Annotated in this window: 19 protein-coding genes; 18 read left to right on the top strand and 1 reads right to left on the bottom strand. The window is 73.5% G+C overall.

Going from position 1 to position 21,340, the window contains the following annotated elements:
* Nucleotides 1–125: 125 nt before the first annotated feature.
* The 16 genes from pheS (at nt 126) to CNX65_RS27145 (ending at nt 18,094) form a co-directional block, all read left to right on the top strand.
* Nucleotides 126–1,193 (top strand): phenylalanine--tRNA ligase subunit alpha, encoded by a 1,068-nt coding sequence (gene pheS, locus CNX65_RS27220; RefSeq protein ID WP_096496297.1) that lies wholly within the window; start codon nt 126–128, stop codon nt 1,191–1,193.
* A gap of 3 nt (nt 1,194–1,196) precedes the next feature.
* Nucleotides 1,197–3,674 carry a phenylalanine--tRNA ligase subunit beta gene (gene pheT / locus CNX65_RS27215; RefSeq protein ID WP_096496296.1) on the top strand — a complete coding sequence of 826 codons (2,478 nt, stop codon included), beginning with the start codon at nt 1,197–1,199 and terminating at the stop codon, nt 3,672–3,674.
* Between the two features lie 311 nt (nt 3,675–3,985).
* Nucleotides 3,986–4,483 (top strand): hypothetical protein, encoded by a 498-nt coding sequence (locus CNX65_RS27210; protein ID WP_096496295.1) that lies wholly within the window; start codon nt 3,986–3,988, stop codon nt 4,481–4,483.
* 87 nt (nt 4,484–4,570) lie between these two features.
* Nucleotides 4,571–5,986: a Si-specific NAD(P)(+) transhydrogenase gene (gene sthA / locus CNX65_RS27205; RefSeq protein WP_096496294.1), complete on the top strand. Its 1,416-nt coding sequence runs from the start codon at nt 4,571–4,573 to the stop codon at nt 5,984–5,986.
* Nucleotides 5,987–6,090: 104 nt separating this feature from the next.
* Nucleotides 6,091–6,534 carry a hypothetical protein gene (locus CNX65_RS27200; protein WP_096496293.1) on the top strand — a complete coding sequence of 148 codons (444 nt, stop codon included), beginning with the start codon at nt 6,091–6,093 and terminating at the stop codon, nt 6,532–6,534.
* Nucleotides 6,528–6,767 carry a helix-turn-helix transcriptional regulator gene (locus CNX65_RS27195; RefSeq protein WP_096496292.1) on the top strand — a complete coding sequence of 80 codons (240 nt, stop codon included), beginning with the start codon at nt 6,528–6,530 and terminating at the stop codon, nt 6,765–6,767. The genes CNX65_RS27200 and CNX65_RS27195 overlap by 7 nt, the downstream gene beginning before the upstream one ends.
* Nucleotides 6,768–7,623: 856 nt before the next feature.
* Nucleotides 7,624–8,571 (top strand): NAD(P)-dependent alcohol dehydrogenase, encoded by a 948-nt coding sequence (locus tag CNX65_RS27190; RefSeq protein WP_096496291.1) that lies wholly within the window; start codon nt 7,624–7,626, stop codon nt 8,569–8,571.
* A gap of 58 nt (nt 8,572–8,629) precedes the next feature.
* Nucleotides 8,630–9,652 carry an N-acetyl-gamma-glutamyl-phosphate reductase gene (argC, locus tag CNX65_RS27185; RefSeq protein ID WP_096496290.1) on the top strand — a complete coding sequence of 341 codons (1,023 nt, stop codon included), beginning with the start codon at nt 8,630–8,632 and terminating at the stop codon, nt 9,650–9,652.
* Nucleotides 9,649–10,821 (top strand): bifunctional glutamate N-acetyltransferase/amino-acid acetyltransferase ArgJ, encoded by a 1,173-nt coding sequence (gene argJ / locus CNX65_RS27180; protein WP_096496289.1) that lies wholly within the window; start codon nt 9,649–9,651, stop codon nt 10,819–10,821. The genes argC and argJ overlap by 4 nt, the downstream gene beginning before the upstream one ends.
* A complete protein-coding gene (gene argB / locus CNX65_RS27175; protein WP_096496288.1) occupies nt 10,818–11,720 on the top strand; it encodes an acetylglutamate kinase in 903 nt (300 codons plus the stop codon). The genes argJ and argB overlap by 4 nt, the downstream gene beginning before the upstream one ends.
* Complete coding sequence (locus CNX65_RS27170; protein WP_015804157.1) at nt 11,717–12,880, top strand: acetylornithine transaminase; 1,164 nt, start codon at nt 11,717–11,719, stop codon at nt 12,878–12,880. The genes argB and CNX65_RS27170 overlap by 4 nt, the downstream gene beginning before the upstream one ends.
* Nucleotides 12,881–12,885: 5 nt before the next feature.
* Entirely contained in the window at nt 12,886–13,818 is a 933-nt protein-coding gene (argF, locus tag CNX65_RS27165; protein WP_096496287.1) for an ornithine carbamoyltransferase, read from the top strand.
* Nucleotides 13,815–14,309, top strand: coding sequence for an arginine repressor (locus CNX65_RS27160; RefSeq protein ID WP_015804155.1), 495 nt, complete (start codon nt 13,815–13,817; stop codon nt 14,307–14,309). The genes argF and CNX65_RS27160 overlap by 4 nt, the downstream gene beginning before the upstream one ends.
* A 708-nt stretch (nt 14,310–15,017) precedes the next feature.
* Complete coding sequence (locus CNX65_RS27155) at nt 15,018–15,995, top strand: argininosuccinate synthase domain-containing protein (protein ID WP_157767876.1); 978 nt, start codon at nt 15,018–15,020, stop codon at nt 15,993–15,995.
* Nucleotides 15,996–16,137: 142 nt separating this feature from the next.
* Entirely contained in the window at nt 16,138–17,481 is a 1,344-nt protein-coding gene (gene argH, locus CNX65_RS27150; protein ID WP_232520208.1) for an argininosuccinate lyase, read from the top strand.
* Nucleotides 17,465–18,094: a DNA-3-methyladenine glycosylase gene (locus CNX65_RS27145; RefSeq protein WP_096496284.1), complete on the top strand. Its 630-nt coding sequence runs from the start codon at nt 17,465–17,467 to the stop codon at nt 18,092–18,094. The genes argH and CNX65_RS27145 overlap by 17 nt, the downstream gene beginning before the upstream one ends.
* A gap of 27 nt (nt 18,095–18,121) precedes the next feature.
* Here the strand turns inward: CNX65_RS27145 and CNX65_RS27140 are convergent, their stop codons facing one another.
* Nucleotides 18,122–18,643 (bottom strand): EF-hand domain-containing protein, encoded by a 522-nt coding sequence (locus CNX65_RS27140; RefSeq protein ID WP_096496283.1) that lies wholly within the window; start codon nt 18,641–18,643, stop codon nt 18,122–18,124.
* 652 nt (nt 18,644–19,295) lie between these two features.
* Between CNX65_RS27140 and CNX65_RS35775 the strand changes: the two genes are divergently transcribed.
* Both CNX65_RS35775 and tyrS read left to right on the top strand, forming a co-directional pair.
* Nucleotides 19,296–20,069: a DUF6461 domain-containing protein gene (locus CNX65_RS35775; RefSeq protein ID WP_157767875.1), complete on the top strand. Its 774-nt coding sequence runs from the start codon at nt 19,296–19,298 to the stop codon at nt 20,067–20,069.
* A complete protein-coding gene (gene tyrS / locus CNX65_RS27125) occupies nt 20,062–21,336 on the top strand; it encodes a tyrosine--tRNA ligase (protein ID WP_096498026.1) in 1,275 nt (424 codons plus the stop codon). Before CNX65_RS35775 ends, tyrS begins: the two co-directional genes overlap by 8 nt.
* Nucleotides 21,337–21,340: the final 4 nt, after the last annotated feature.

Below are 21,340 nucleotides of genomic sequence, written 5' to 3'. Positions count from 1 at the left end.
CCGGGGCCGCGGTCGCTCTTATTTTGGACCGGTCACCTAGGATCGGTCCGCCGCACCGCGCAGGCGCAACGCACCGCGCGTGGCGGCCATCACCTCATGTCCGCGACGGGAGCTGTACACCAACCATGTCCGGAGCCAACGACCCGTACGACCCCAAGCAGGTCGCGGCGCTGTCCGCCGAGGCGCTCGACGCCGCGGTCGAGCGGGCCCAGGAGGCGTTCGCCCAGGCGGGCGACCTCGACGCGCTCGCCGCCGCCAAGCCGGCCCACCTCGGAGACCGCTCCGCCGTCCTGCAGGCCCGCCGCGAGATCGGCGCGCTGCCCCCGGCCGCCAAGTCCGAGGCGGGCAAGCGCGTCAACGTCGCCAAGCAGGCGATCGACGCCGCCTTCGAGGCGCGCCGAGCCGTCCTGCAGGTCGAGCGGGACGAGCGGGTGCTGCGGGAGGAGTCCGTCGACGTCACCCTCCCGTGGGACCGGGTGCCGCGCGGGGCCCGCCACCCCATCACGACCCTCGCCGAGCGCGTCGGCGACATCTTCGTGGCCATGGGCTACGAGATCGCCGAGGGGCCCGAGCTCGAGGCGGAGTGGTTCAACTTCGACGCGCTCAACTTCGGCAAGGACCACCCCGCGCGGTCCATGCAGGACACCTTCTACGTCGGGCCCGCCGACTCGGGCCTGGTGCTGCGCACGCACACCAGCCCCGTGCAGGCGCGCACGCTGCTCGACCGCGAGCTCCCGGTGTACGTGGTGTGCCCCGGCCGCACCTTCCGCACCGACGAGCTGGACGCCACCCACACCCCGGTGTTCCACCAGGTGGAGGGGCTGGCCGTGGACAAGGGCCTGACCATGGCCCACCTCAAGGGCACCCTCGACGCGTTCGCCCGCGCCGTCTTCGGCGACGAGTCGCGCACCCGGCTGCGCCCCAGCTTCTTCCCGTTCACCGAGCCGTCCGCCGAGGTGGACGTGTGGTTCCCGGAGAAGAAGGGCGGCGCGGGCTGGGTCGAGTGGGGCGGCTGCGGCATGGTCAACCCGAACGTGCTGCGCAACTGCGGCGTCGACCCCGAGGTCTACTCCGGATTCGCCTTCGGCATGGGCCTGGAGCGCACGCTCCAGTTCCGCAACGGCATCCCCGACATGCGGGACATGGTCGAGGGCGACGTCCGCTTCACCCAGCCATTCGGAACGGAGGCCTGACCGGTGCGCATCCCGGTTACCTGGCTGGTCGAGCACCTCGAGTTCGACCAGACCCCCACGCCGGACCAGCTCGCCGAGGCGTTCACGCGAGTGGGCATCGAGGTCGAGGAGACCACCGGGCTCGGCCCGGTCACCGGACCGCTCGTCGCGGGCCGCGTGGTCGAGATCGAGGAGCTGACCGAGTTCAAGAAGCCGATCCGGTTCTGCCGGGTCGAGGTCGGCCCCGACCAGGTCAACGGCATCGTGTGCGGCGCGCGCAACTTCGTCGAGGGCGACACCGTCGTGGTGGCGCTGCCCGGCGCGGTGCTGCCCGGCGACTTCCGCATCGCCGCCCGCAAGACCTACGGCCGCACCAGCGAGGGCATGATCTGCTCCGCCCGCGAGCTGGGCCTGGGCGACGAGCACGCGGGCATCCTCGTGCTGCCCAGCGGCACCGCCCAGCCGGGTGACGACGCGTTCGAGCTGCTCGGCCTCGGCGACACCGTCATCGAGGTCGCGCCCACCCCGGACCGGGGCTACGCGTTCTCGGTGCGCGGCCTGGCCCGCGAGATCGCCTGCGCGTTCGAGGCCCCGTTCGGCGACCCCGGCCTGGCCGAGGTGCCCGAGGCCGAGGGCGACGTGTGGTCGGTGCGGGTCGACGACGCCTCCGCGTGCTCGCGCTTCGCGGCCCGCCGCGTCACCGGCGTGGACCCGACCGCGCCCACCCCGTGGTGGATGCGCCGCAGGCTCATGCTGGCGGGCATCCGCTCCATCTCGCTGCCGGTCGACGTCACCAACTACGTGATGCTCGAACTGGGCCAGCCGCTGCACGCCTTCGACGCCGCCGCCGTCAAGGGCGGGCTCGTGGTGCGCCGCGCGGTGGCGGGGGAGAAGCTGACCACGCTCGACGACGCCGTGCGGGCGCTCGACCCCGACGACATCGTCATCGCCGACGACAGCGGCGTGGTGTCGCTGGCGGGCGTCATGGGCGGCGCGAGCACCGAGGTGCGCGACAGCAGCTCCGACATTCTGCTCGAAGCGGCCGTGTGGGACCCGAAGTCCATCGCCCGCACCGTGCGCCGCCACAAGCTGCCCAGCGAGGCGGCCAAGCGGTACGAGCGGACCGTCGACCCGGCGCTGGCCCCCGTGGCGCTGGAGCGCGCCGCGCGGCTGCTGCACCTGTTCGGCGAGGGCTCCATCCAGCCCGGCCGCACGGACGTCGGCACGCCGGAGCTGCCCGCCGCCGTGTCCATGCCGATCGACCTGCCCGACCGGGTCGCCGGCGTGCCCTACGCGCGCGGCGTCACGGCCCGCAGGCTCGGCCAGATCGGCTGCCGCGTCGAGGTCAGCACGGACGACGCGGGCCACACCGTGGTCACCGCCGTGCCGCCGACCTGGCGCGCCGACCTGACCCAGCCCGCCGACCTGGTGGAGGAGGTGCTCCGGCTGGAGGGCTACGACAGCATCCCGTCGGTGCTGCCGCCCGTCCCCGCAGGCCGGGGCCTGACCGAGCAGCAGCGCCGTCGCCGCTCGGTCTCCCGCGCGCTGGCCGAGCACGGCCTGGTCGAGGTCAAGCCGTTCCCGTTCCTCTCGCCCGCCGTGTTCGACGCGCTCGGGCTGGCCGAGGACGACGTGCGGCGCACCACGACCACGGTGCTCAACCCGCTGGAGTCGGACAAGAACGCGCTGGCCACCACCCTGGTGCCGGGCCTGCTGGACGCGCTGCAGCGCAACCTGGCGCGCGGTCAGAAGGACGTGGCGCTGTACGCGGTGGCCCAGGTGACGCTGCCGCGCGCGCAGCAGGGCGCCATGCCCGAGGTCGGCGTGGGCGAGCGGCCCGCCGACGAGCAGGTCGCGGCGCTGCTGGCGGCGCTGCCGCAGCAGCCGGTGCACGTGGCCGCGGTGCTGTGCGGCAACCGCGAGCTGCCCGGTTGGTGGGGCGCCGGTCGCCGGGCCGACTGGGCGGACGCGGTCGAGGTGGCGAGGCTGGTCGGGCAGGCCTACGGCGTGCGGATCAGCGCGGTGGCCTCGGACCTGGCGCCGTGGCACCCCGGCCGGTGCGCCGAGCTGCGCGTGGGCGACTTCCCGGTCGGCCACGCGGGCGAGCTGCACCCGAAGGTCGTGGAGGCGCTGGGGCTGCCCAAGCGCACCGTGGCCGTCGAGCTGGACCTGGACGCGCTGCCGCTGGCCGAGCACCGGCCCGCGCCGGTCGTCTCGCCCTACCCGCCGGTGCTGCTCGACGTGGCCGTCGTGGTCGACGCCGACGTGCCCGCCGCGCGGGTCGCCGAGGCGCTGAGCGCGGGGGGCGGCGAGCTGCTGGAGGACATCCGGCTGTTCGACGACTACCGGGGCGAGCGGGTCGGCGAGGGCAAGCGCTCGCTGGCGTACGCGCTCCGGTTCCGGGCGACCGACCGCACGCTGACCGTGGAGGAGGCGACGGCGGCGCGTGACGCGGCCGTGGCCGCTGCGGCCGAGAGCGTGGGCGCAGTGCTCCGGGCGTGAGCCCAAGAACCCCGGACCCGCAACTCTGCGGGTCCGGGGTTCACCTTTTAGGGTGAATCCCTTGGGTGGCGCGATAGCGAGAACGCCCAGTTCAGAGCAGTGGGAACGGGTTCATAAGGGGGTGGAAAACCCTGCTTTTCAGGGACCCCCCGTGCTTGCGCGGCAGTTGAACGTTCTCCAAGATTGGCCTCGCCGGTCCACCGGGGCCGAAGGCGAAGCGATGAACCACCGGGCGTGTCTGGTCGCCGGTCCGATGGGGAGCTAGCGGCGAACCCACCGCCTGGGCAACAGTCCTACCGTGGAGTTGCACCATGCGAAACCTCGGTCCGCGGGGGGAAGTCGCGGTCGCGCTGAGCATCCTCGGCGCAGGCGCGGCCGTGGTCGTGTCCATGCACCTGACCTGGCCCGAGCCCGAGGTGCCGGTGGTGTCCTACTCGATCAGCGGCGGCGAGGCCGGGGTGGCCGACCTCAAGCCGTTCGGGATCGACGACGTGTCCGGGGCCTCGGTCGAGCTGACCCCCGGCGCGCAGGGCTCCCGCACGGTGCGGCTGTCCAACCCCAACGACGTCGACATCATGGTCATGTCGCTCCAGGCGGAGCCGGGCGAGCCGGTGGACGAGGGGCGCAACCCGGTCGACGGGTGCGGGTCCGACGTGCTGACCGTGGACCCGATGGACCAGCCGGTCATCATCCCGCCGGAGGGGTCCGTGGACGTCGCGATGGTCGTGCGGATCGCGGGCGACATCCCGCCCGCCTGCCAGGACCTGGTGTTCCCGCTGACCTACTCCGGCCGCGCGACCAGGGGCTGAGCCGGGCGGCTGAAGGGTTCGTGAAGGGCGCGTCACGACTGCCCCGACCAGCCCGCCCGGACGGGTGATCTGTGTAACGCTGGCCCGATGAGCAGCGAGTACGACTACGACCTGGTCGTCATCGGGTCCGGCCCCGGCGGGCAGAAGGCGGCGATCGCGGGCGCGAAGCTCGGCAAGCGGGTCGCCATCGTGGACAAGGCCGACATGGTCGGCGGCGTGTGCGTCAACACCGGCACCATCCCCTCCAAGACCCTGCGCGAAGCGGTCATGTACCTGACCGGCATGAGCCAGCGCGAGCTGTACGGCGCCAGCTACCGGGTCAAGGAGGACATCACCATCTCCGACCTGCTCGCGCGCACCCAGCACGTCATCGGGCACGAGGTGCAGGTCGTGCGGGCGCAGCTGCACCGCAACCAGGTCGACCTGCTCACCGGCACCGGGTCGTTCACCGGCCCGCACAGCGTCGCCGTCGAGGGCGCGCACCGGGGCGAGCACCGGGTGATCAGCGGCGAGAAGATCGTGATCGCCACCGGGACCAGGCCCGCGCGCCCGTCCCAGGTGGACTTCGACGAGGCGCGGGTGCTCGACTCGGACGAGGTGCTCCAGCTCGACACCATCCCGTCCTCGCTGGTCGTGGTGGGCGCGGGCGTCATCGGCATCGAGTACGCCTCGATGTTCGCCGCGCTCGGCAGCCGGGTCACGGTCGTGGAGCAGCGGGAGCGGATGCTCGACTTCTGCGACTCGGAGATCGTCGAGTCGCTGAAGTTCCACCTGCGGGACCTGGCGGTGACCTTCCGGTTCGGCGAGAAGGTCGTGGACGTGTCGGTGTCCGAGCGGGGCACGGTCACCACGCTGGCCAGCGGCAAGCGCATCGCGGCCGAGGCCGTCATGTACTCGGCGGGGCGCCAGGGGTGCACCGAGTCGCTGAACCTGGGGGCCGCGGGCCTGGAGGCCGACCACCGGGGGCGGCTGTCGGTGGACGGGAACTACCGGACGTCGGTCGAGCACATCTACGCCGTCGGCGACGTGATCGGCTTCCCGGCGCTGGCCGCGACCTCGATGGACCAGGGCAGGCTGGCGGCGTACCACGCGTTCGGGGAGAGCGCGAACGAGCTGTCCGGGCTCCAGCCGATCGGGATCTACACCATCCCGGAGATCTCCTACTGCGGCGCGACCGAGGCGGAGCTGACCTCGTCGTCGGTGCCGTACGAGGTGGGGCTGGCCCGGTACCGGGAGCTGGCGCGCGGGCAGATCGTGGGCGACGCGTACGGGATGCTCAAGCTGCTGGTGTCCACGGAGGACCGCAAGCTGCTGGGCGTGCACCTGTTCGGGACCGGCGCGACCGACCTGGTGCACATCGGGCAGGCGGTCATGGCGTGCGGCGGGACGGTGGACTACCTGGTCGACACGGTCTTCAACTACCCGACGCTGTCGGAGGCCTACAAGGTCGCCGCGCTGGACGCGACCAACAAGATCCGGGCGCTGGGCCGCTTCGGCGGGTGATCGACCCTTTTGCGAGGCCGGACACCGTGTGAAGGATGTTTGACACGGTGTCCGGTCTTCTTTACATTGGTCGGTGTCGGGTTTGTTTGACATCGGGGGTGGGGATGCGGGTCGGGGAGATGTCGTTCCACGAGAAGCGCACCTGGATAGCGGCGCTGTCCGCGCTGGTGGGGTACGCGGCGTACGCGGTGGTCGTGCTGGGGCGCGCGGCGGGCGGGCCGCTGTCGGGCGTGGCCTACGAGTGGCCGCTGGTGTGGTCCACGGTGCTGTCCGTGGTGGTGACGATCGCCCTCGTCGTCGTGGTGTCGGCGCTCGCGCCGAAGGAGGCGGGCGAGGAGGACGAGCGGGACCGGGACATCAACCGGTTCGGCGAGCACGTCGGGCAGGCCTTCGTCGTGCTCGGCGCGGTGGCGGCCCTCGCGCTGGCGCTGCTGGACGCCGACGGCTTCTGGATCGCCAACGCCGTCTACCTGGCGTTCGTGCTCTCGGCCGTGGTCGGCGCCGCAGCGAAGATCGTCGCCTACCGCAGAGGGGTCCACGGGTGGTGAAGCCCACGAGGGTCACCAACTCCATCCGCTCGCTGCGCTTCGCGCGCGACGGGATGACCCAGGCCGAGCTGGCCGAGCGGGTCGGGGTCACCAGGCAGACCGTGATCGCCATCGAGCAGGGGCGCTACTCGCCCTCGCTGGAGATGGCGTTCCGGATCGCGCGGGTGTTCAAGGTGCCGCTGGACGACGTCTTCCACTACCCGGAGGGGGACGTGGGGGAGGGGGAGGTGTGAGCTGCTTCTAGCGATCGCGGGGGTCGGCGGCGGCGAGCGCGGTGGTGTGCGCACGAGGAGATCCCGGTAGCCCGGCGTTGTCCGACTAGCGCCTGCCTGCCGGTCAGCGGCCGGTCACTCCGAGACGAACGCGCGGCCAGGTCTCCGCTGCGGCGGGACCAAGGCGAGACAGGGTCGCGACAGGGCGGGGCCGCGACAGGGCGGGGCCGCGACAGGGCGGGACCGCGACAGGGCGGGGTGGGGTGCTGCTTCTTGCTCCTCCGGGCTGACACCGGCTACCGCGGCGTCCTCGTCTCGGCGTCGATCGCGGAGTCGTCTGGCCAACCCGAGTCCTCGAACCGAAGTCCTCGAACAGCCACGCAGAGCATGTCCTGTGTGGATCGACGCTGGTCGAGATCCTGCGGGGCAGGACTGCGACCGGACAATCCAGGCCGACTCCCGACTCCCGACTCCCGACTCCCGGCGCTCGACGAGTCGTGGGGATCGTCGAGCGGCGCAGGCCCGTTCTTCTTCGTCTTCATCGTCGGCGAGGCGGTGGGGTCACGCCGCTGCCGGACCGCTGGTTCCGGCGGTTCGCGCCGCGCGTCGCCCGCATCGGGACAGGGGCGCGTCCGGGCCTGGTGGGTCGCCATCGCGGGCCGGGGTTCGCGCCTGTGCCCGCCTGACCGAGTGCTGTCACCTGGCTGGGTGCTGTCCCCTGGTCGGTTGCTGCTGTCTGGGCGGTTACTGCCGCCTGGGCGGGGGCTTGAGCGGATGTGCCTCAACCGCTCGGGAGCCGGGGCTGTGGCGTTGAACCTGCTTCACGAACTTGATCGCAACAACCACGTGGGTCATGAGCTGAGGGGGAGTGGGAGCGGTGAGAGCTGTCGTGCAGGACGCGTACGGCATCGCTGGGGTGCTGCGGGTCGAGGAGGTCCCCGAGCCTGAGCCGGGTGAGGGGGAGGTGCTGGTCCGGGTGCGCGCGGCGGGCGTTGACCAGGGCGCGCGGCACCTGGTGACCGGTGAGCCGGGGGTGGTGCGGCTGGCGATCGGGTTGCGGCGGCCGAGGAACCGGGTGCCGGGCGCGGACCTGGCCGGGGTGGTCGAGCGGGTCGGGGGCGGGGTGCGCGGGTTCGAGGTGGGTGACGAGGTGCTCGGGGTGGGGCGTGGCGCGTTCGCCGAGCTGGCGCGCGCGTCGGCCGACCGGATCGTGCGCAAGCCCGCGTCGCTGACGTTCGCCGAGGCCGCCGCGCTGCCGATCTCGGGGGTGACCGCGCTGCAGGCCGTGCGGGGGCGGGTGGGGGAGCGGGTGCTCGTGCTCGGCGCGTCCGGCGGGGTCGGGTCGTGCGCGGTGCAGCTCGCCAAGGCGCTCGGGGCTCGGGTGACCGGGGTGTGCTCGGGCGGCAAAGCCGGGTTCGTGCGCTCGTTGGGGGCCGACGAGGTCGTCGACTACCGCGAGGCCGAGCCGAGCGGGCGGTACGACCTGGTCGTGGACACCGGGGGCAGACGGCCGCTGCGCGCCCTGCGGCGGCTGCTCACCCCGCGCGGCGCGCTCGTGATCGTCGGCGGCGAGGGCGGGGGCGCGGTGTTCGGCGGGCTCCAGCGGCAGCTCGGGGCGCTGCTGCTCAACCCGCTGGTCCGGCAGAGCCTGACCTGCCCCGTCTCCCTCGTCGGCGCCGAGGACCTGCGCCTGCTGGTCGGGTTCGTGGAGCGCGGGCAGCTGCGCGCGCCGCTCGACCGCTCCTACCCGCTGGAGCGCGCCGAGGACGCGTTGCTGCGGCTTTCCGCGGGAGGTGTGCTGGGCAAGGTCGTGCTCACCGTGTGACAGTGGTGTGACCCGAACCCCTTTGAGTGACTTTGCACAGTCGTGCATACTTATCCGCATGACGGTTCGGATCGCGGTCGCGGGAGCCAGCGGGTATGCCGGGGGCGAGCTGCTCCGGCTGCTCCTCGCACATCCCGAGGTGGAGATCGGCGCGCTCACGGCGGGCGGCAACGCGGGAGCCCCGCTGCTGGCGCACCAGCCGCACCTGCTCCCGCTGGCCGACCGGGTCCTGGAGGAGACCACGCCCGAGGTCCTCGCGGGTCACGACGTGGTGTTCCTGGCGCTGCCGCACGGGCACTCCGCCGCGCTGGCCGCCCAGCTCGGGGACGACGTGCTCGTCGTGGACTGCGGGGCCGACCACCGGCTGACCGACGCCGCAGCCTGGCAGCGCTGGTACGGCGGTGAGCACGCGGGCAGCTGGCCCTACGGCCTGCCCGAGCTGCCCGGCCACCGCGAGGCGCTGCGCGGCGCCAAGCGGATCGCGGTCCCCGGCTGCTACCCGACGGTGTCCTCGCTCGCGCTGGCCCCGGCGATCGGCCTGGTCGAGCCCGAGGTCACCGTGGTCGCCGTCTCCGGCACGTCCGGCGCGGGCAAGGCGCCCAAGGCGAACCTGCTCGGGTCCGAGGTCATGGGCTCGCTGTCCGCCTACGGCGTCGGCGGCGCGCACCGGCACACCCCCGAGATCACCCAGAACCTCAGCGCCGTCGCGGGCCGCCCGGTGAAGGTCTCCTTCACCCCGGTGCTGGCCCCGCTGCCGCGCGGCATCCTCGCGACCTGCACCGCGACCCTCGCCGACGGCGTGGACGCCGCGCAGGTCAGGGCCGCCTACCAGGCCGCCTGCGCGGACGAGCCGTTCGTCCACCTGCTGCCCGAGGGCCACTGGCCCACCACCGGCGCCGTGCTCGGCTCCAACGCCGTGCAGCTCCAGGTCACCACCGACCCCGACCTGAACCGACTGGTCGTCGTCGCCGCCATCGACAACCTCGCGAAGGGCACCGCGGGCGCCGCGGTGCAGTGCGCGAACCTCGCCCTCGGCCTGCCGGAGACCACCGGCCTGTCCACCATCGGAGTCGCACCATGATCCGCACCCAGGGCGTCACCGGCCCCCAGGGCTTCCGCGCCGCAGGTGTCGCCGCGGGCATCAAGGAGTCCGGCGCGCTCGACCTGGCGCTGGTCGTCAACGACGGCCCGAACGACGCCGCCGCCGCCGTGTTCACCACCAACCAGGTCAAGGCCGCCCCGGTCCTGTGGTCCCAGCAGGTGATCAAGGAGCGCAGGCTGACCGCCGTCGTCCTCAACTCCGGCGGCGCCAACGCCTGCACCGGTCCCGAGGGCTTCCAGGACACCCACGCCACCGCCGAGAAGGTCGGCGAGGCGCTGGCCACCGGCGCGGGCGAGGTCGCGGTCTGCTCCACCGGCCTCATCGGTGAGCGGCTGCCGATGGACAAGCTCCTGCCCGGCGTCGACGCCGCCGTCGCCGAGCTGGCGGGGACCGAGGCCGCCGGTCTCGCCGCCGCCACCGCCGTCATGACCACCGACAGCCACCCCAAGCAGTCCTGGACGCGCCACCCCGACGGCTGGTCCGTGGGCGGCTTCGTCAAGGGCGCGGGGATGCTCGCCCCGAACATGGCCACCATGCTGTCGGTCATCACCACCGACGCCGTCATCACCGGCGACGCGCTCGACGCGGCCCTGCGGCACGCCGTGACCAGGACGTTCGACCGGCTCGACGTCGACGGCGGCACCTCCACCAACGACACGGTGATCGTGCTGTCCTCCGGCGCGTCCGGGATCGAGCCCGAGGTCGACGACTTCGCCGAGCTGCTCACCGCCGTCGCGGGCGACCTGGTCAAGCAGCTCCAGGGCGACGCCGAGGGCGCCACCAAGGAGATCAGCGTGACCGTCGTCGGCGCGCGCACCGAGGCCGACGCGGTCACCGTGGGCAAGACCGTCGCCGAGGACAACCTGGTCAAGACCGCCCTGTTCGGCTCCGACCCCAACTGGGGCCGCGTCGCCATGGCCGTCGGCCGCTCCGCCGCCGAGGTCGACCCCGACCGGCTGGGCATCACCATCAACGGCGTCACCCTGTTCGCCGACGGGCACAAGGCCGCCGACCGCTCCGAGGCCGACCTGTCCGGCCGCGACATCTCCATCGTGGTCGAGCTGGGCCTCGGCGAGGGCTCCGCGACCGTGCTCACCACGGACCTGTCCCACGGCTACGTCGAAGAGAACAGCGCGTACTCGTCATGACCACACCCGCGCAGCGGCACGCCCTGGAGAAGGCGGGCGTCCTGATCGAGGCGCTGCCGTGGCTGCGGCGCTTCCAGGGCGCCACCGTCGTCGTCAAGTACGGCGGCAACGCCATGGTCGACGACGACCTCAAGCGCGCGTTCGCCCAGGACGTCGTCTTCCTCAAGCTCGCCGGACTTCACCCGGTCGTGGTGCACGGCGGCGGGCCCCAGATCGCCGCGATGCTCGGTAAAATGGGTATCGCCAGCGAGTTCAGGGGCGGCCTGCGGGTCACCACGCCCGAGGCCATGGACGTCGTGCGCATGGTCCTGGTCGGTCAGGTGCAGCGGGAGCTGGTGGGCCTGCTCAACGAGCACGGCCCCTACGCGGTGGGTCTGTCGGGCGAGGACGCGCACCTGCTCACCGCCGAGCGGCGCGGCACGGTCGTCGACGGCGAGCACGTCGACCTCGGCCTCGTCGGCGACATCGTCGCGGTCAACCCCGACGCGGTGCTCGACATCATCCGGGCCGGGCGCATCCCGGTCATCTCCACGGTGGCCCCGGACGCGGCGGGCGTCGTGCACAACGTCAACGCCGACACCGCCGCGGGCGCCGTCGCCGTGGGGTTGAAGGCCCGCAAGCTCGTCGTCCTCACCGACGTCGAGGGCCTCTACGCGGACTGGCCCGACCGCGACTCCCTGGTCGCCCGCATCGGAGCCGACCGGCTGGAGGCGCTGCTGCCCTCGTTGGACAGCGGCATGGTGCCCAAGATGGAGGCGTGCCTGCGCGCCGTGCGCGGCGGCGTGCCGCAGGCGCACGTGATCGACGGCAGGCTCGCCCACTCGCTGCTGCTGGAGGTCTTCACCTCCGAGGGCGTCGGGACGATGGTGACCGAACACGAGGAGGGGGACGGCGAATGAGCGACCAGCAGCGCTGGCAGGCCGTGATGATGGACAACTACGGCACGCCCGCACTCGCGCTGGAGCGCGGCGAGGGCGCGTTCGTGTGGGACGTCGACGGCAACCGCTACCTCGACCTGGTCAGCGGCATCGCCGTCAACGCGCTCGGGCACGCCCACCCGGCCGTCGTCGCCGCCGTGACCGAGCAGATCGGCAAGCTCGGCCACACCTCGAACCTGTACATCAACCACCCCTCCCTGGCGCTGGCCGAGCGCCTGCTCGACCTGGCCGGGGTGGACGGCGACGGCCGCGTGCTGTTCTGCAACTCCGGCGCCGAGGCCAACGAGGCCGCCCTCAAGCTCAGCCGCCGCACCGGCCGCACCAAGGTCGTCGCCACCACCGGCGGCTTCCACGGCCGCACCATGGGCGCGCTCGCGCTGACCGGCCAGCCCGGCAAGCGCACCCCGTTCGAGCCGCTCGTGCCCGGCGTCGAGCACGTCCCGTTCGGCGACGTCGCCGCGCTCGAGGCGGCGATCGACGACAGCACCGCCGCGTTCTTCGTCGAGCCCGTCCAGGGCGAGAACGGCGTGGTCGTGCCCCCGGAGGGCTACCTCCAGGCGGCCCGCCGCATCACCGCCGAGCACGGCGCGCTGCTGGTCGTGGACGAGGTGCAGACCGGCGTCGGCCGCCTCGGCTCCTGGTTCGCCTTCCACCAGGCCGGGATCGTCCCCGACGTCGTCACCCTCGCCAAGGGCCTCGGCGGCGGCCTGCCGCTCGGCGCGTGCATCGCGATCGGCCCGGCCAAGGACCTGTTCCAGCCCGGCCAGCACGGCACCACCTTCGGCGGCAACCCGGTGTGCTGCGCCGCCGCGCTCGCCGTGCTCGACACCATCGCCGCGGACGGCCTGCTGGAGCACGCCTCCTCGGTCGGCAAGGAGATCGCCGCGGGCGTCGAGGCGCTGAACCACCCGCTCGTGGCCGGGGTGCGCGGCGCGGGCCTGCTGCTCGGCGTGCTGCTGCGCGAACCGGTGTCGGCCGCCGTCGCCGCCGCCGCCAAGCGGGCGGGCTACCTGGTCAACCCCGTCCAGCCCGACGTCATCCGGCTGGCGCCGCCGCTGGTGCTCGACGAGGTCGACGCCCACCGGCTGGTGGCCGACCTCCCGTCCTGTCTGGAGTCCTGAACGCCATGTCCCCCCGCCACTTCCTCCGCGACGACGACCTCACACCGCAGGAGCAGGCCGAGGTCCTCGACCTGGCCGACGAGCTCAAGGCCGACCCGACCGGCCCCAAGCCGCTCGCGGGCCCCAAGTCCGTCGCGGTGATCTTCGAGAAGAACTCCACCCGCACCCGGCTCTCGTTCGAGGTGGGCATCGCCCAGCTCGGCGGCAACCCGGTGATCGTGGACGGCCGCTCCATGCAGCTCGGCCGCGAGGAGACCATCGAGGACACCTCCCGCGTCCTGTCCGGCTACGTCGACGCCGTCGTGTGGCGCACCTTCGCGCAGAAGCGCATCGAGGCCATGGCGTCGGTGTCCCGCGTGCCCGTGGTCAACGCGCTCACCGACGAGTTCCACCCCTGCCAGGTGCTCGCCGACCTGCAGACCGTGCGGCGCGTCCACGGCCGCCTCGCCGGCCTCACGATCACCTACCTGGGCGACGGCGCGAACAACATGGCGAACTCCACGCTGCTCGGCGGCGTGACCGCCGGGATGCACGTGCGCATCGCCGCCCCCGAGGCGTTCCAGACCGCGCCGTGGGTGCTGGAGGACGCGCGCAAGCGCGCCGCCGAGACCGGCGGTTCCGTCGAGGTCATCACCGACCCGCGCGCGGCCGTCGACGGCGCGGACGTGCTGGTCACCGACACCTGGACGTCCATGGGCCAGGAGAACGACGGCCGCGACCGCACCCGCCCGTTCCACCCCTACCAGGTGAACGCGGCCCTGCTCGCCGCCACCGGCGTCGAGAAGACCACCGTGCTGCACTGCCTGCCCGCGCACCGGGGCTGGGAGATCACCGACGAGGTCATCGACGGCCCGGCCAGCGCGGTGTGGGAGGAGGCCGAGAACCGGCTGCACGCCCAGAAGGCGCTCCTGGTCTGGTTGCTCGGGCGCACGTCGTGAGCAGAACCGCCCGGCAGGCCCGCATCGTGGAGCTGGTCAGCCAGAACGCGGTGCGCAGCCAGGCGGAGCTCGCCAAGATCCTCGCGGCCGAGGGCGTCGACGTCACCCAGGCGACGCTGTCGCGCGACCTGGACGAGCTGGGCGCGGTCAAGCTGCGCGGCCCCGACGGGGGAGCGCCGGTGTACGTCATCCCCGAGGACGGCAGCCCCGTGCGCGGCGTCCAGGGGGGCACCACCAGGCTCACCAGGGTCCTGGAGGAGCTTCTGGTGTCGGTCGACCACTCCGGCAACCTCGCCGTGCTGCGCACCCCGCCGGGCGCGGCGCAGTTCCTGGCCAGCGCGCTGGACCGGGCGGCGCTGCACGACATCGTCGGCACCATCGCGGGCGACGACACCATCCTGGTGGTCGCCCGCGAACCCCTCAGCGGCGCCGACCTGGCCGCGAGGGTGACGGCGCTGGCCGAGCAGCGAACGGCCGAGAACGGCACATGAGGCGGCCGGTCACCGGGACGCCCCCGCGACCTGGCTGACCTGGGCCCGCCCATCGGGCGCAGGCCAGCGGGTGTGGCCTGCTAACTGTCGTTCGCCGGCTGCCGGGCAGCGCTCGCCAGCGGATGTCACCCGCCAGCCGTCGTTCGCCGACTGCCAGGTACCGCCCGCCAGCCGCCGGGGTCACACGCCAGCGGCCGGGTGTCGCCCACCGCGCCAGCCGTTCGCTGTTCGACAGGCCGCGTGCCTGCCTGTCGCCCGACGGCAGGCCACCGGAGCGCGGCGCGGTGCTCGCAGGACCACGAGGGTCGCCGCTCGCCGGGGACCGCGCTGCGAGCGGCGGCCACCGCCCACCGGAGCCATGCTCCGACAGGCGACCCGGCCTCTTCGACGGCCCGCACGGCGACAAGCGGCCTCGGTGGGCCGGTGTTCCACCAGGCCCGCCCCGGCGGGCCGAGTTCCCGTCCGGCCCACTGTGCCGGGTCGGTGTTCCACCGGGCCTGCCCGGTGGGCGGAGTTCCCGTCCGGTCCACTCCGCTGGGCCGGTGTTTCAGCCCGACCCGCTCCGGTGGGCGGTGTTCCACCGCGCCCACTCCGGTGGGCGGTGTTCCAGCCCGACCCGCTCCGGTGGGCCGGTGTTCCCCAAGCCCACTCCGCTGGGCCGAAGTCCCGGTCCACCGCGTGGTGGGCCCCGCTCGTGAAGGAGGGCCCGTGCTGACCGCTGTCGCCTTCTCCGGAGGCCCGGCCTCCACCGCCGCGCTGCGCGCGCTGCCCGGCCCGGTCACCGCCGTCGTGGTCGACCTCGGTCAGGGTGGTGGCGTGGTGGCCGAGGCAGTCCGCGCCGCGCTCGCGGCGGGCGCGTCCGACGCCGTCGTTGTCGACGCCCGCGACGCGTTCGCCGACGACCACTGCCTGCCCGCGCTGCGCGCCAACGCCCCGCACGCCGACCCCCGTCCCCTCGGCGCCGCCCTCACCCACCCGGCGCTCGCCACCCACCTGGTCCGCGCCGCCGAACACCTCGGCGCCACCCGCCTCGCGCACGGCCGCCCCGATAGCCACTTGGCCGCCGCCCTGGCCGCGCTCGCCCCCGGAGCGCTCGTCCCGAGCCCTCGCACGTCCGCAGCCACCCAGCCGATGACCGGCTTGCTGATGACCGGCCTGCCGGCGTGCGCGCCGGCCGCCCCCACCTCGCTCTGGGACCGCCCCGGCGCCACCCCGCCCGAACCGGCCGAGCTGACCGTCGCCTTCGACCGCGGCGTCCCGGTCGCCCTCGACGGCGAGACCCACACCGCCCGCCAGCTCCTCCAGGAGCTAGCCCGCCGCACCGGCGCCCCCGCCGCCCGCGCGCTCACCACCGCGCACCGCGCCCTCGAACAGCTCACCCTCGCCCCCGCCGAGCTGCGCCGCAAGCGCCTGCTCGACCGCCGCTGGACCCAGCTCGTGCACGCGGGCGGCTGGTCCACCCCGCTCCGCCGCGACCTCGACGCCGAGCTCGCGGACACCCAGCACCACGTCACCGGCCGCGTCACCCTGCGCCTGGGCGTCGGCCCCGCCGTCGTGACCGCCCGCGCCGACGACCCGCCGGTGTCCCGGCGGGCGTCCACCGGGCAGCGGTGCAGAATGGCACCCGACCGGAGCGCGCCCGTCAGGAGCGCGCCCGCCGAAGTCCACGCCGGGACGGCCAGCTGAGGCCCGTCCCACCCGGCGCCGCTCACCCCGGCGCCTGCACCACCAGTGCCCAGCGGCACTGCCACGAACACCGGCTGTGAGGGAGTTGTTCCAGGTGAGCGCGTTGTGGGGCGGCAGGTTCGCCAGCGGACCGGCCGAAGCGATGGCGCTGCTGTCGGCGTCCACGCACTTCGACTGGCGGCTGGCCCCGTACGACATCAGGGGCTCCCGCGCCCACGCCGCCGTGCTGCACCGCGCCGGGCTGCTCAGCGACGACGAGCTGACCCGGATGCACGCCGCGCTGGACGTGCTGGCCGCCGACGTCGAGTCCGGGGCGTTCGTCCCGACCCTCGCCGACGAGGACGTCCACACCGCCCTCGAACGCGGCCTCATCGAGCGCGCGGGCGCCGAGCTGGGCGGCAAGCTCCGCGCGGGCCGCTCCCGCAACGACCAGGTCGCCACCCTGTTCCGGATGTGGCTGCGCGACGCCGCGCGCCGCGTCACCACCGGCGTCCTCGACGTCGTCGACGCCCTCGCGGGCCAGGCCGACCGGCACCCCGGCGCGGTCATGCCCGGCCGCACGCACCTGCAGTCCGCTCAGCCGGTGCTGCTCGCCCACCACCTGCTCGCGCACGGCCAGGCCCTGCTGCGCGACGTCGACCGCCTCGCCGACTGGGACCGCCGCACCGCCGTGTCCCCCTACGGCTCCGGCGCGCTCGCGGGCTCCTCGCTGGGCCTGGACCCGGCCATGGTCGCCGCCGACCTCGGCTTCGACGGCCCCGTCGAGAACTCCATCGACGGCACCGCCTCCCGCGACTTCGCCGCCGAGATCGCGTTCGTGCTCGCCATGATCGGCGTCAACCTCTCCCGCATCGCGGAGGAGGTCATCATCTGGACCACCGCCGAGTTCCGCTTCGCCGTGCTCGACGACGCCTGGTCCACCGGCAGCTCGATCATGCCGCAGAAGAAGAACCCCGACGTGGCCGAGCTGACCAGGGGCAAGTCCGGCAGGCTCATCGGCAACCTCACCGGCCTGCTCGCCACCCTCAAGGCCCAGCCGCTGGCCTACAACCGGGACCTGCAGGAGGACAAGGAGCCCCTGTTCGACTCGGTCGAGCAGCTGGAGCTGCTGCTCCCCGCCCTCACCGGCATGATCGCCACCCTGCGCTTCGACACCGACCGCATGGCCGAGCTGGCGCCCGCCGGGTTCACCCTGGCCACCGACATCGCCGAGTGGCTGGTCCGCGAGGGCGTGCCGTTCCGGATCGCCCACGAGGCGGCGGGGGAGTGCGTGCGCGCCGCCGAGAACCGGGGCGTCGGGCTGGACGAGCTGACCGACGACGAGTTCGCCGCCATCTCCCCCCACCTCACCCCCGAGGTGCGCTCGGTGCTGACCGTCGAGGGCTCCATCGCCTCGCGCGACGCCCACGGCGGCACCGCGCCCGTCCGGGTCGCCGAGCAGCTGGGGCGACTGCGGGACAAGGTCTCCGTTGCCCGCTCACGCTGACCCCGCGCGCAGGCAGCTGACCGAGCAGGAGCTGGCGGTCGACCCGGTCGACGCCGCCAAGCTCCTGCTCGGCGCGGTCCTGGAGAGCACCACGGACGAGGGAACCGTCGGCGTGCGGATCGTCGAGGTCGAGGCGTATCGGGGCGGCGACGACCCCGCGTCGCACTGCTACCGGGGGCGCACCCCGCGCAACGACGTCATGTTCGGCCCGGCCGGTCACCTGTACGTGTACTTCGTGTACGGGATGCACTTCTGCTGCAACGTCGTCTCGCTCACCGACGGCGTGCCGGGGGCGGTGCTGATCCGGGCGGGCGAGGTGGTGTCCGGGATCGAGCTGGCCCGCGCCCGCAGGCCCGCCGCCCGCACCGACGCCGAGCTGGCCAAGGGCCCCGCCCGGCTCACCGGCGTGCTCGGGCTCGACCGCGCCCACAACGGCGTCGACCTCACCTCGGCCGACTCCACCGTGCGGCTCTACGCGGGCGAGCCCGCGGAGACCGTCCGCACCGGACCGCGCGTGGGCGTGGCCGTCGCGGTGGACGTCCCCTGGCGCTTCTGGGTCGACTCGCCCGCCGTCAGCGCCTACCGCAAGGGCGGGCGCACGCGGGTCCGCTGACCCCGCGCGCGCCCGCCCCCGGTCGCGTCAGATCAGCCCGAACACGTTGTTCGCGGGCGCGTCCGGGTCGTCGCCCGCCCAGAACTCCACCCAGTGCCGGGCGAACTCCGACTTGGACAGCTCCCCGTTCCCGTCGAGGTCGAGCAGCGCGAACACCTCGTCGGTCGACGCGTCGTTCCCGGTCCAGGCGTGGATCATCGTCGCGTACTCCTGCGCGGTGACGGACCCGCTGCCGTCCAGGTCCACGGCCGCGAACATCGCCTCGGCGGTCGACACGACCAGGTCCAGCATCAGCATCTGGTCGCCCGCCGCCGTGATCACCTCGTCCAGGGTGACCTCGTCGTCGTCGTTGTGGTCCGACGCCTCGCGCAGCACGGTCCACCACCGGTCCATGGTCGAGCGCAGCACCTCGGCGTCGGCGTCCCGGCTGACCGCGAGCCACCGCTTGGTCAGCGCGTCGAAGTCGGCCTTCTCCAGCTTGCCGTCCCCGTTGGCGTCCATCGCGCCGAAGACCGCGGACATCTTCCGCTTCTGCAGATCACTCGCCATGCCCGCCAAACTGGACCACGCGGGAGCGCAGGGCAATTGACCATCAGTGCGAAGTCTCGCTGTCCAGGGTGAACCAAGCGGTGACGGTGCGTAGTGCAAGATGGCCACATGGGTGAGATCGACGCCTTAGCCACCGCCATCGCCGGACTGCGCCCCCTGATCCCGACCGGACCTGCCGCCGCCGCAGGCCGCCTGCGACCCTGACCCGTTCCCGAGGTCCCGCGGCCCCCCCCGGCCGCGTTCGGCGTCCTCGTGGTGTCGGGCAGGGGCAGGGCGTACGAGGGCTTCACCTTCCTCGAAGCGGCCCACCGGGGAGCCGCCGACGCGGTCGCCGACCTCGCCGAGTCCCTCGCCGAGCACCCGCTCCCCGGCGCGGCCGATCCCGACTTCTCGGCGAACGGCCTTGTCACCGAGATCGACGGCGGCATCGCGATCCGCACCGGGGTCGCGAGCGGGCGGGTCAGGCTGGACTTCCGCGCCGTGCGCGCCCCGGCCGCCCCCTGGTTCGACCTCGACGAGACCGTCGAGATCAGCTGGACCGCGCCCAGGGGCGGCGCCACCGTGAACGGCGAACCCCTGCCCGACCCGATGGACCCGCCCGCCTGGCAGTCCCCCCACGCCCCGCGCACCACCGAGACCCCGCCCTGGCCCGGTGACTACCGCGCCCTCGTGGAGGCCAACAGCCGCGACGGCGACGAGACCGAGCACTACTCGATCACCGTCTGGCCCGCGCCCCGCGCGCCCCAGGTCATCCACAAGCGCACCGACCGCCTCGGCCACCGCCTGCGCGGCGAACCCGAACCCGACCGCCCCCCCGCCCTGGGCGCACCACCGCTGGATCGAGAACAGCGACCTGGCCCAGGCCAGCACCATCACCGTCGTCACCGGGACCACCCGCGAGCACCTGCTCGCCGCCCTCGGCATCAGCTCGCCCCCGATCGACCCCGCCGAGCGGGAGCGCATCCGCGACGAGACCGACCACAGCGTGCTGATCCCGTGGATCGCCCTCGCCGAGGTCGCCGACGGCGTGTTCGCCCTCTGGGAGGACAACGGTCACCGGTGCGCGGACCCCGCCCTCCTCGCCGGGCTGTCCGAGCACGGCCGCGCCGCGAGCACGTTCTGGACCGTCGACGCCCTGACCACCCTGTCCTTCGCCGAGCGAGGGCGGGCGCTGCTCTCGTTCGAGCCGCACCGCGTCCCGGACAGCTGCCCCGACGAGGTCCGCGCGCTGCTCGACGGCCTGGACATCACCGACTCCCGCCACCGGAAGGCCAAGGGCCTCACCGCCGTCGAGCGCTTCACCGGCCACGGCTACGCGCCCGCCGACCACGCCGCCGTCCTCGCCACCGCCGCGTTCCACCGGGTGGGGGAGTGGTGCCGGTCAAAAGCGGTGGACCGGGTGGGCGACAATGGTCCGCGTGAGTGAGCACATCCTCGACGAGCTGACCTGGCGCGGCCTGATCGCGCAGTCCACCGACCTCGACGCCCTGCGCAAGGACCTCGACTCGGGGCCGCTCACCCTCTATTGCGGCTTCGACCCGAGCGCCCCGAGCCTGCACGCGGGCAACCTCGTCCCCCTGCTGATGCTCCGCCGCTTCCAGCGCGCCGGTCACCGGCCGGTGATCCTCGCGGGCGGCGCCACCGGCATGATCGGCGACCCGCGCGACACGGCCGAGCGCCAGCTCAACCCGGTGGACACGGTCGCCGAGTGGGTCGGGCGGATCAAGGGGCAGCTGGAGCGGTTCGTCGAGTTCGACGACGGCCCGACCGGCGCGATCGTGGTCAACAACCTGGACTGGACCGGCCCGATGCCGGTGCTGGAGTTCCTGCGCGACGTCGGCAAGCACTTCTCGGTCAACGTCATGCTCGCCCGCGAGACGGTCAAGCGCCGGCTGGCCAGCGACGGCATGTCGTTCACCGAGTTCAGCTACCTGCTGCTCCAGTCGCACGACTACCTGCGGCTGCACCGCGACCACGGCGTCGCGCTGCAGATCGGCGGCTCCGACCAGTGGGGCAACCTCGTCGGCGGCGTCGACCTCATCCGCAAGGTCGAGGGGCGCACCGTGCACGCCATGACCGCGCCCCTGGTCACGGACTCCGAGGGCCGGAAGTTCGGCAAGTCCACCGGCGGCGGCAACGTGTGGCTCGACCCGTCGATGACCTCGCCGTACGCCTGGTACCAGTACTTCGTGAACGTCGGCGACGCCGAGGTCATCCACTACCTGCGGCTGTTCAGCTTCCTGTCCCGCGAGGAGATCGCGGAGCTGGAGGAGCAGACCACGAGCGCCCCGCACCTGCGGGCGGCGCAGCGCAAGCTGGCCGAGCTGTTCACCGACCTGGTGCACGGGCAGCACGAGCGGGAGCAGGTCGTCGCGGCCAGCCAGGCGCTGTTCGGCCGGGGGGAGCTGCGGGAGCTGGACCTGTCGACGCTCGACGCGGCCATGGCCGAGGTGCCGTCCGGCGAGGTCGCCCTGGCGGACGCGCCGACGATCGTGGACCTGCTGATCGCGGGCCAGCTGGCGGACAGCAGGGGGGCGGCGCGGCGCGCGGTCAAGGAGGGCGGCGCCTACGTGAACAACACGAAGGTGACCGACGAGGAGTGGACGCCCACCGCCGAGGACCTGCTGCACGGGACGTGGCTGGTCGTGCGGCGCGGGAAGCGGAACTTCGCGGGCGTGAAGGTCCACCGCTGATCCG

Origin of the sequence: Actinosynnema pretiosum (assembly GCF_002354875.1) — a bacterium.
GTDB classification, from domain to species: domain Bacteria; phylum Actinomycetota; class Actinomycetes; order Mycobacteriales; family Pseudonocardiaceae; genus Actinosynnema; species Actinosynnema auranticum.
The sequence above is the reverse complement of the archived record's forward strand: the minus strand, read 5'-3'. Positions and strand labels throughout refer to the sequence as shown.

Coding starts and splice junctions, on each gene's coding strand:
- argJ (WP_096496289.1), top strand. CDS start 9,649: ATGATCCGCACCCAGGGCGTCACCGGCCCCCAGGGCTTCCGCGCCGCA.
- argC (WP_096496290.1), top strand. CDS start 8,630: ATGACGGTTCGGATCGCGGTCGCGGGAGCCAGCGGGTATGCCGGGGGC.
- argB (WP_096496288.1), top strand. CDS start 10,818: ATGACCACACCCGCGCAGCGGCACGCCCTGGAGAAGGCGGGCGTCCTG.
- CNX65_RS27140 (WP_096496283.1), bottom strand. CDS start 18,643: ATGGCGAGTGATCTGCAGAAGCGGAAGATGTCCGCGGTCTTCGGCGCG.
- pheS (WP_096496297.1), top strand. CDS start 126: ATGTCCGGAGCCAACGACCCGTACGACCCCAAGCAGGTCGCGGCGCTG.
- sthA (WP_096496294.1), top strand. CDS start 4,571: ATGAGCAGCGAGTACGACTACGACCTGGTCGTCATCGGGTCCGGCCCC.
- CNX65_RS27210 (WP_096496295.1), top strand. CDS start 3,986: ATGCGAAACCTCGGTCCGCGGGGGGAAGTCGCGGTCGCGCTGAGCATC.
- argH (WP_232520208.1), top strand. CDS start 16,138: ATGGCGCTGCTGTCGGCGTCCACGCACTTCGACTGGCGGCTGGCCCCG.
- CNX65_RS27200 (WP_096496293.1), top strand. CDS start 6,091: ATGCGGGTCGGGGAGATGTCGTTCCACGAGAAGCGCACCTGGATAGCG.
- argF (WP_096496287.1), top strand. CDS start 12,886: ATGTCCCCCCGCCACTTCCTCCGCGACGACGACCTCACACCGCAGGAG.
- CNX65_RS27170 (WP_015804157.1), top strand. CDS start 11,717: ATGAGCGACCAGCAGCGCTGGCAGGCCGTGATGATGGACAACTACGGC.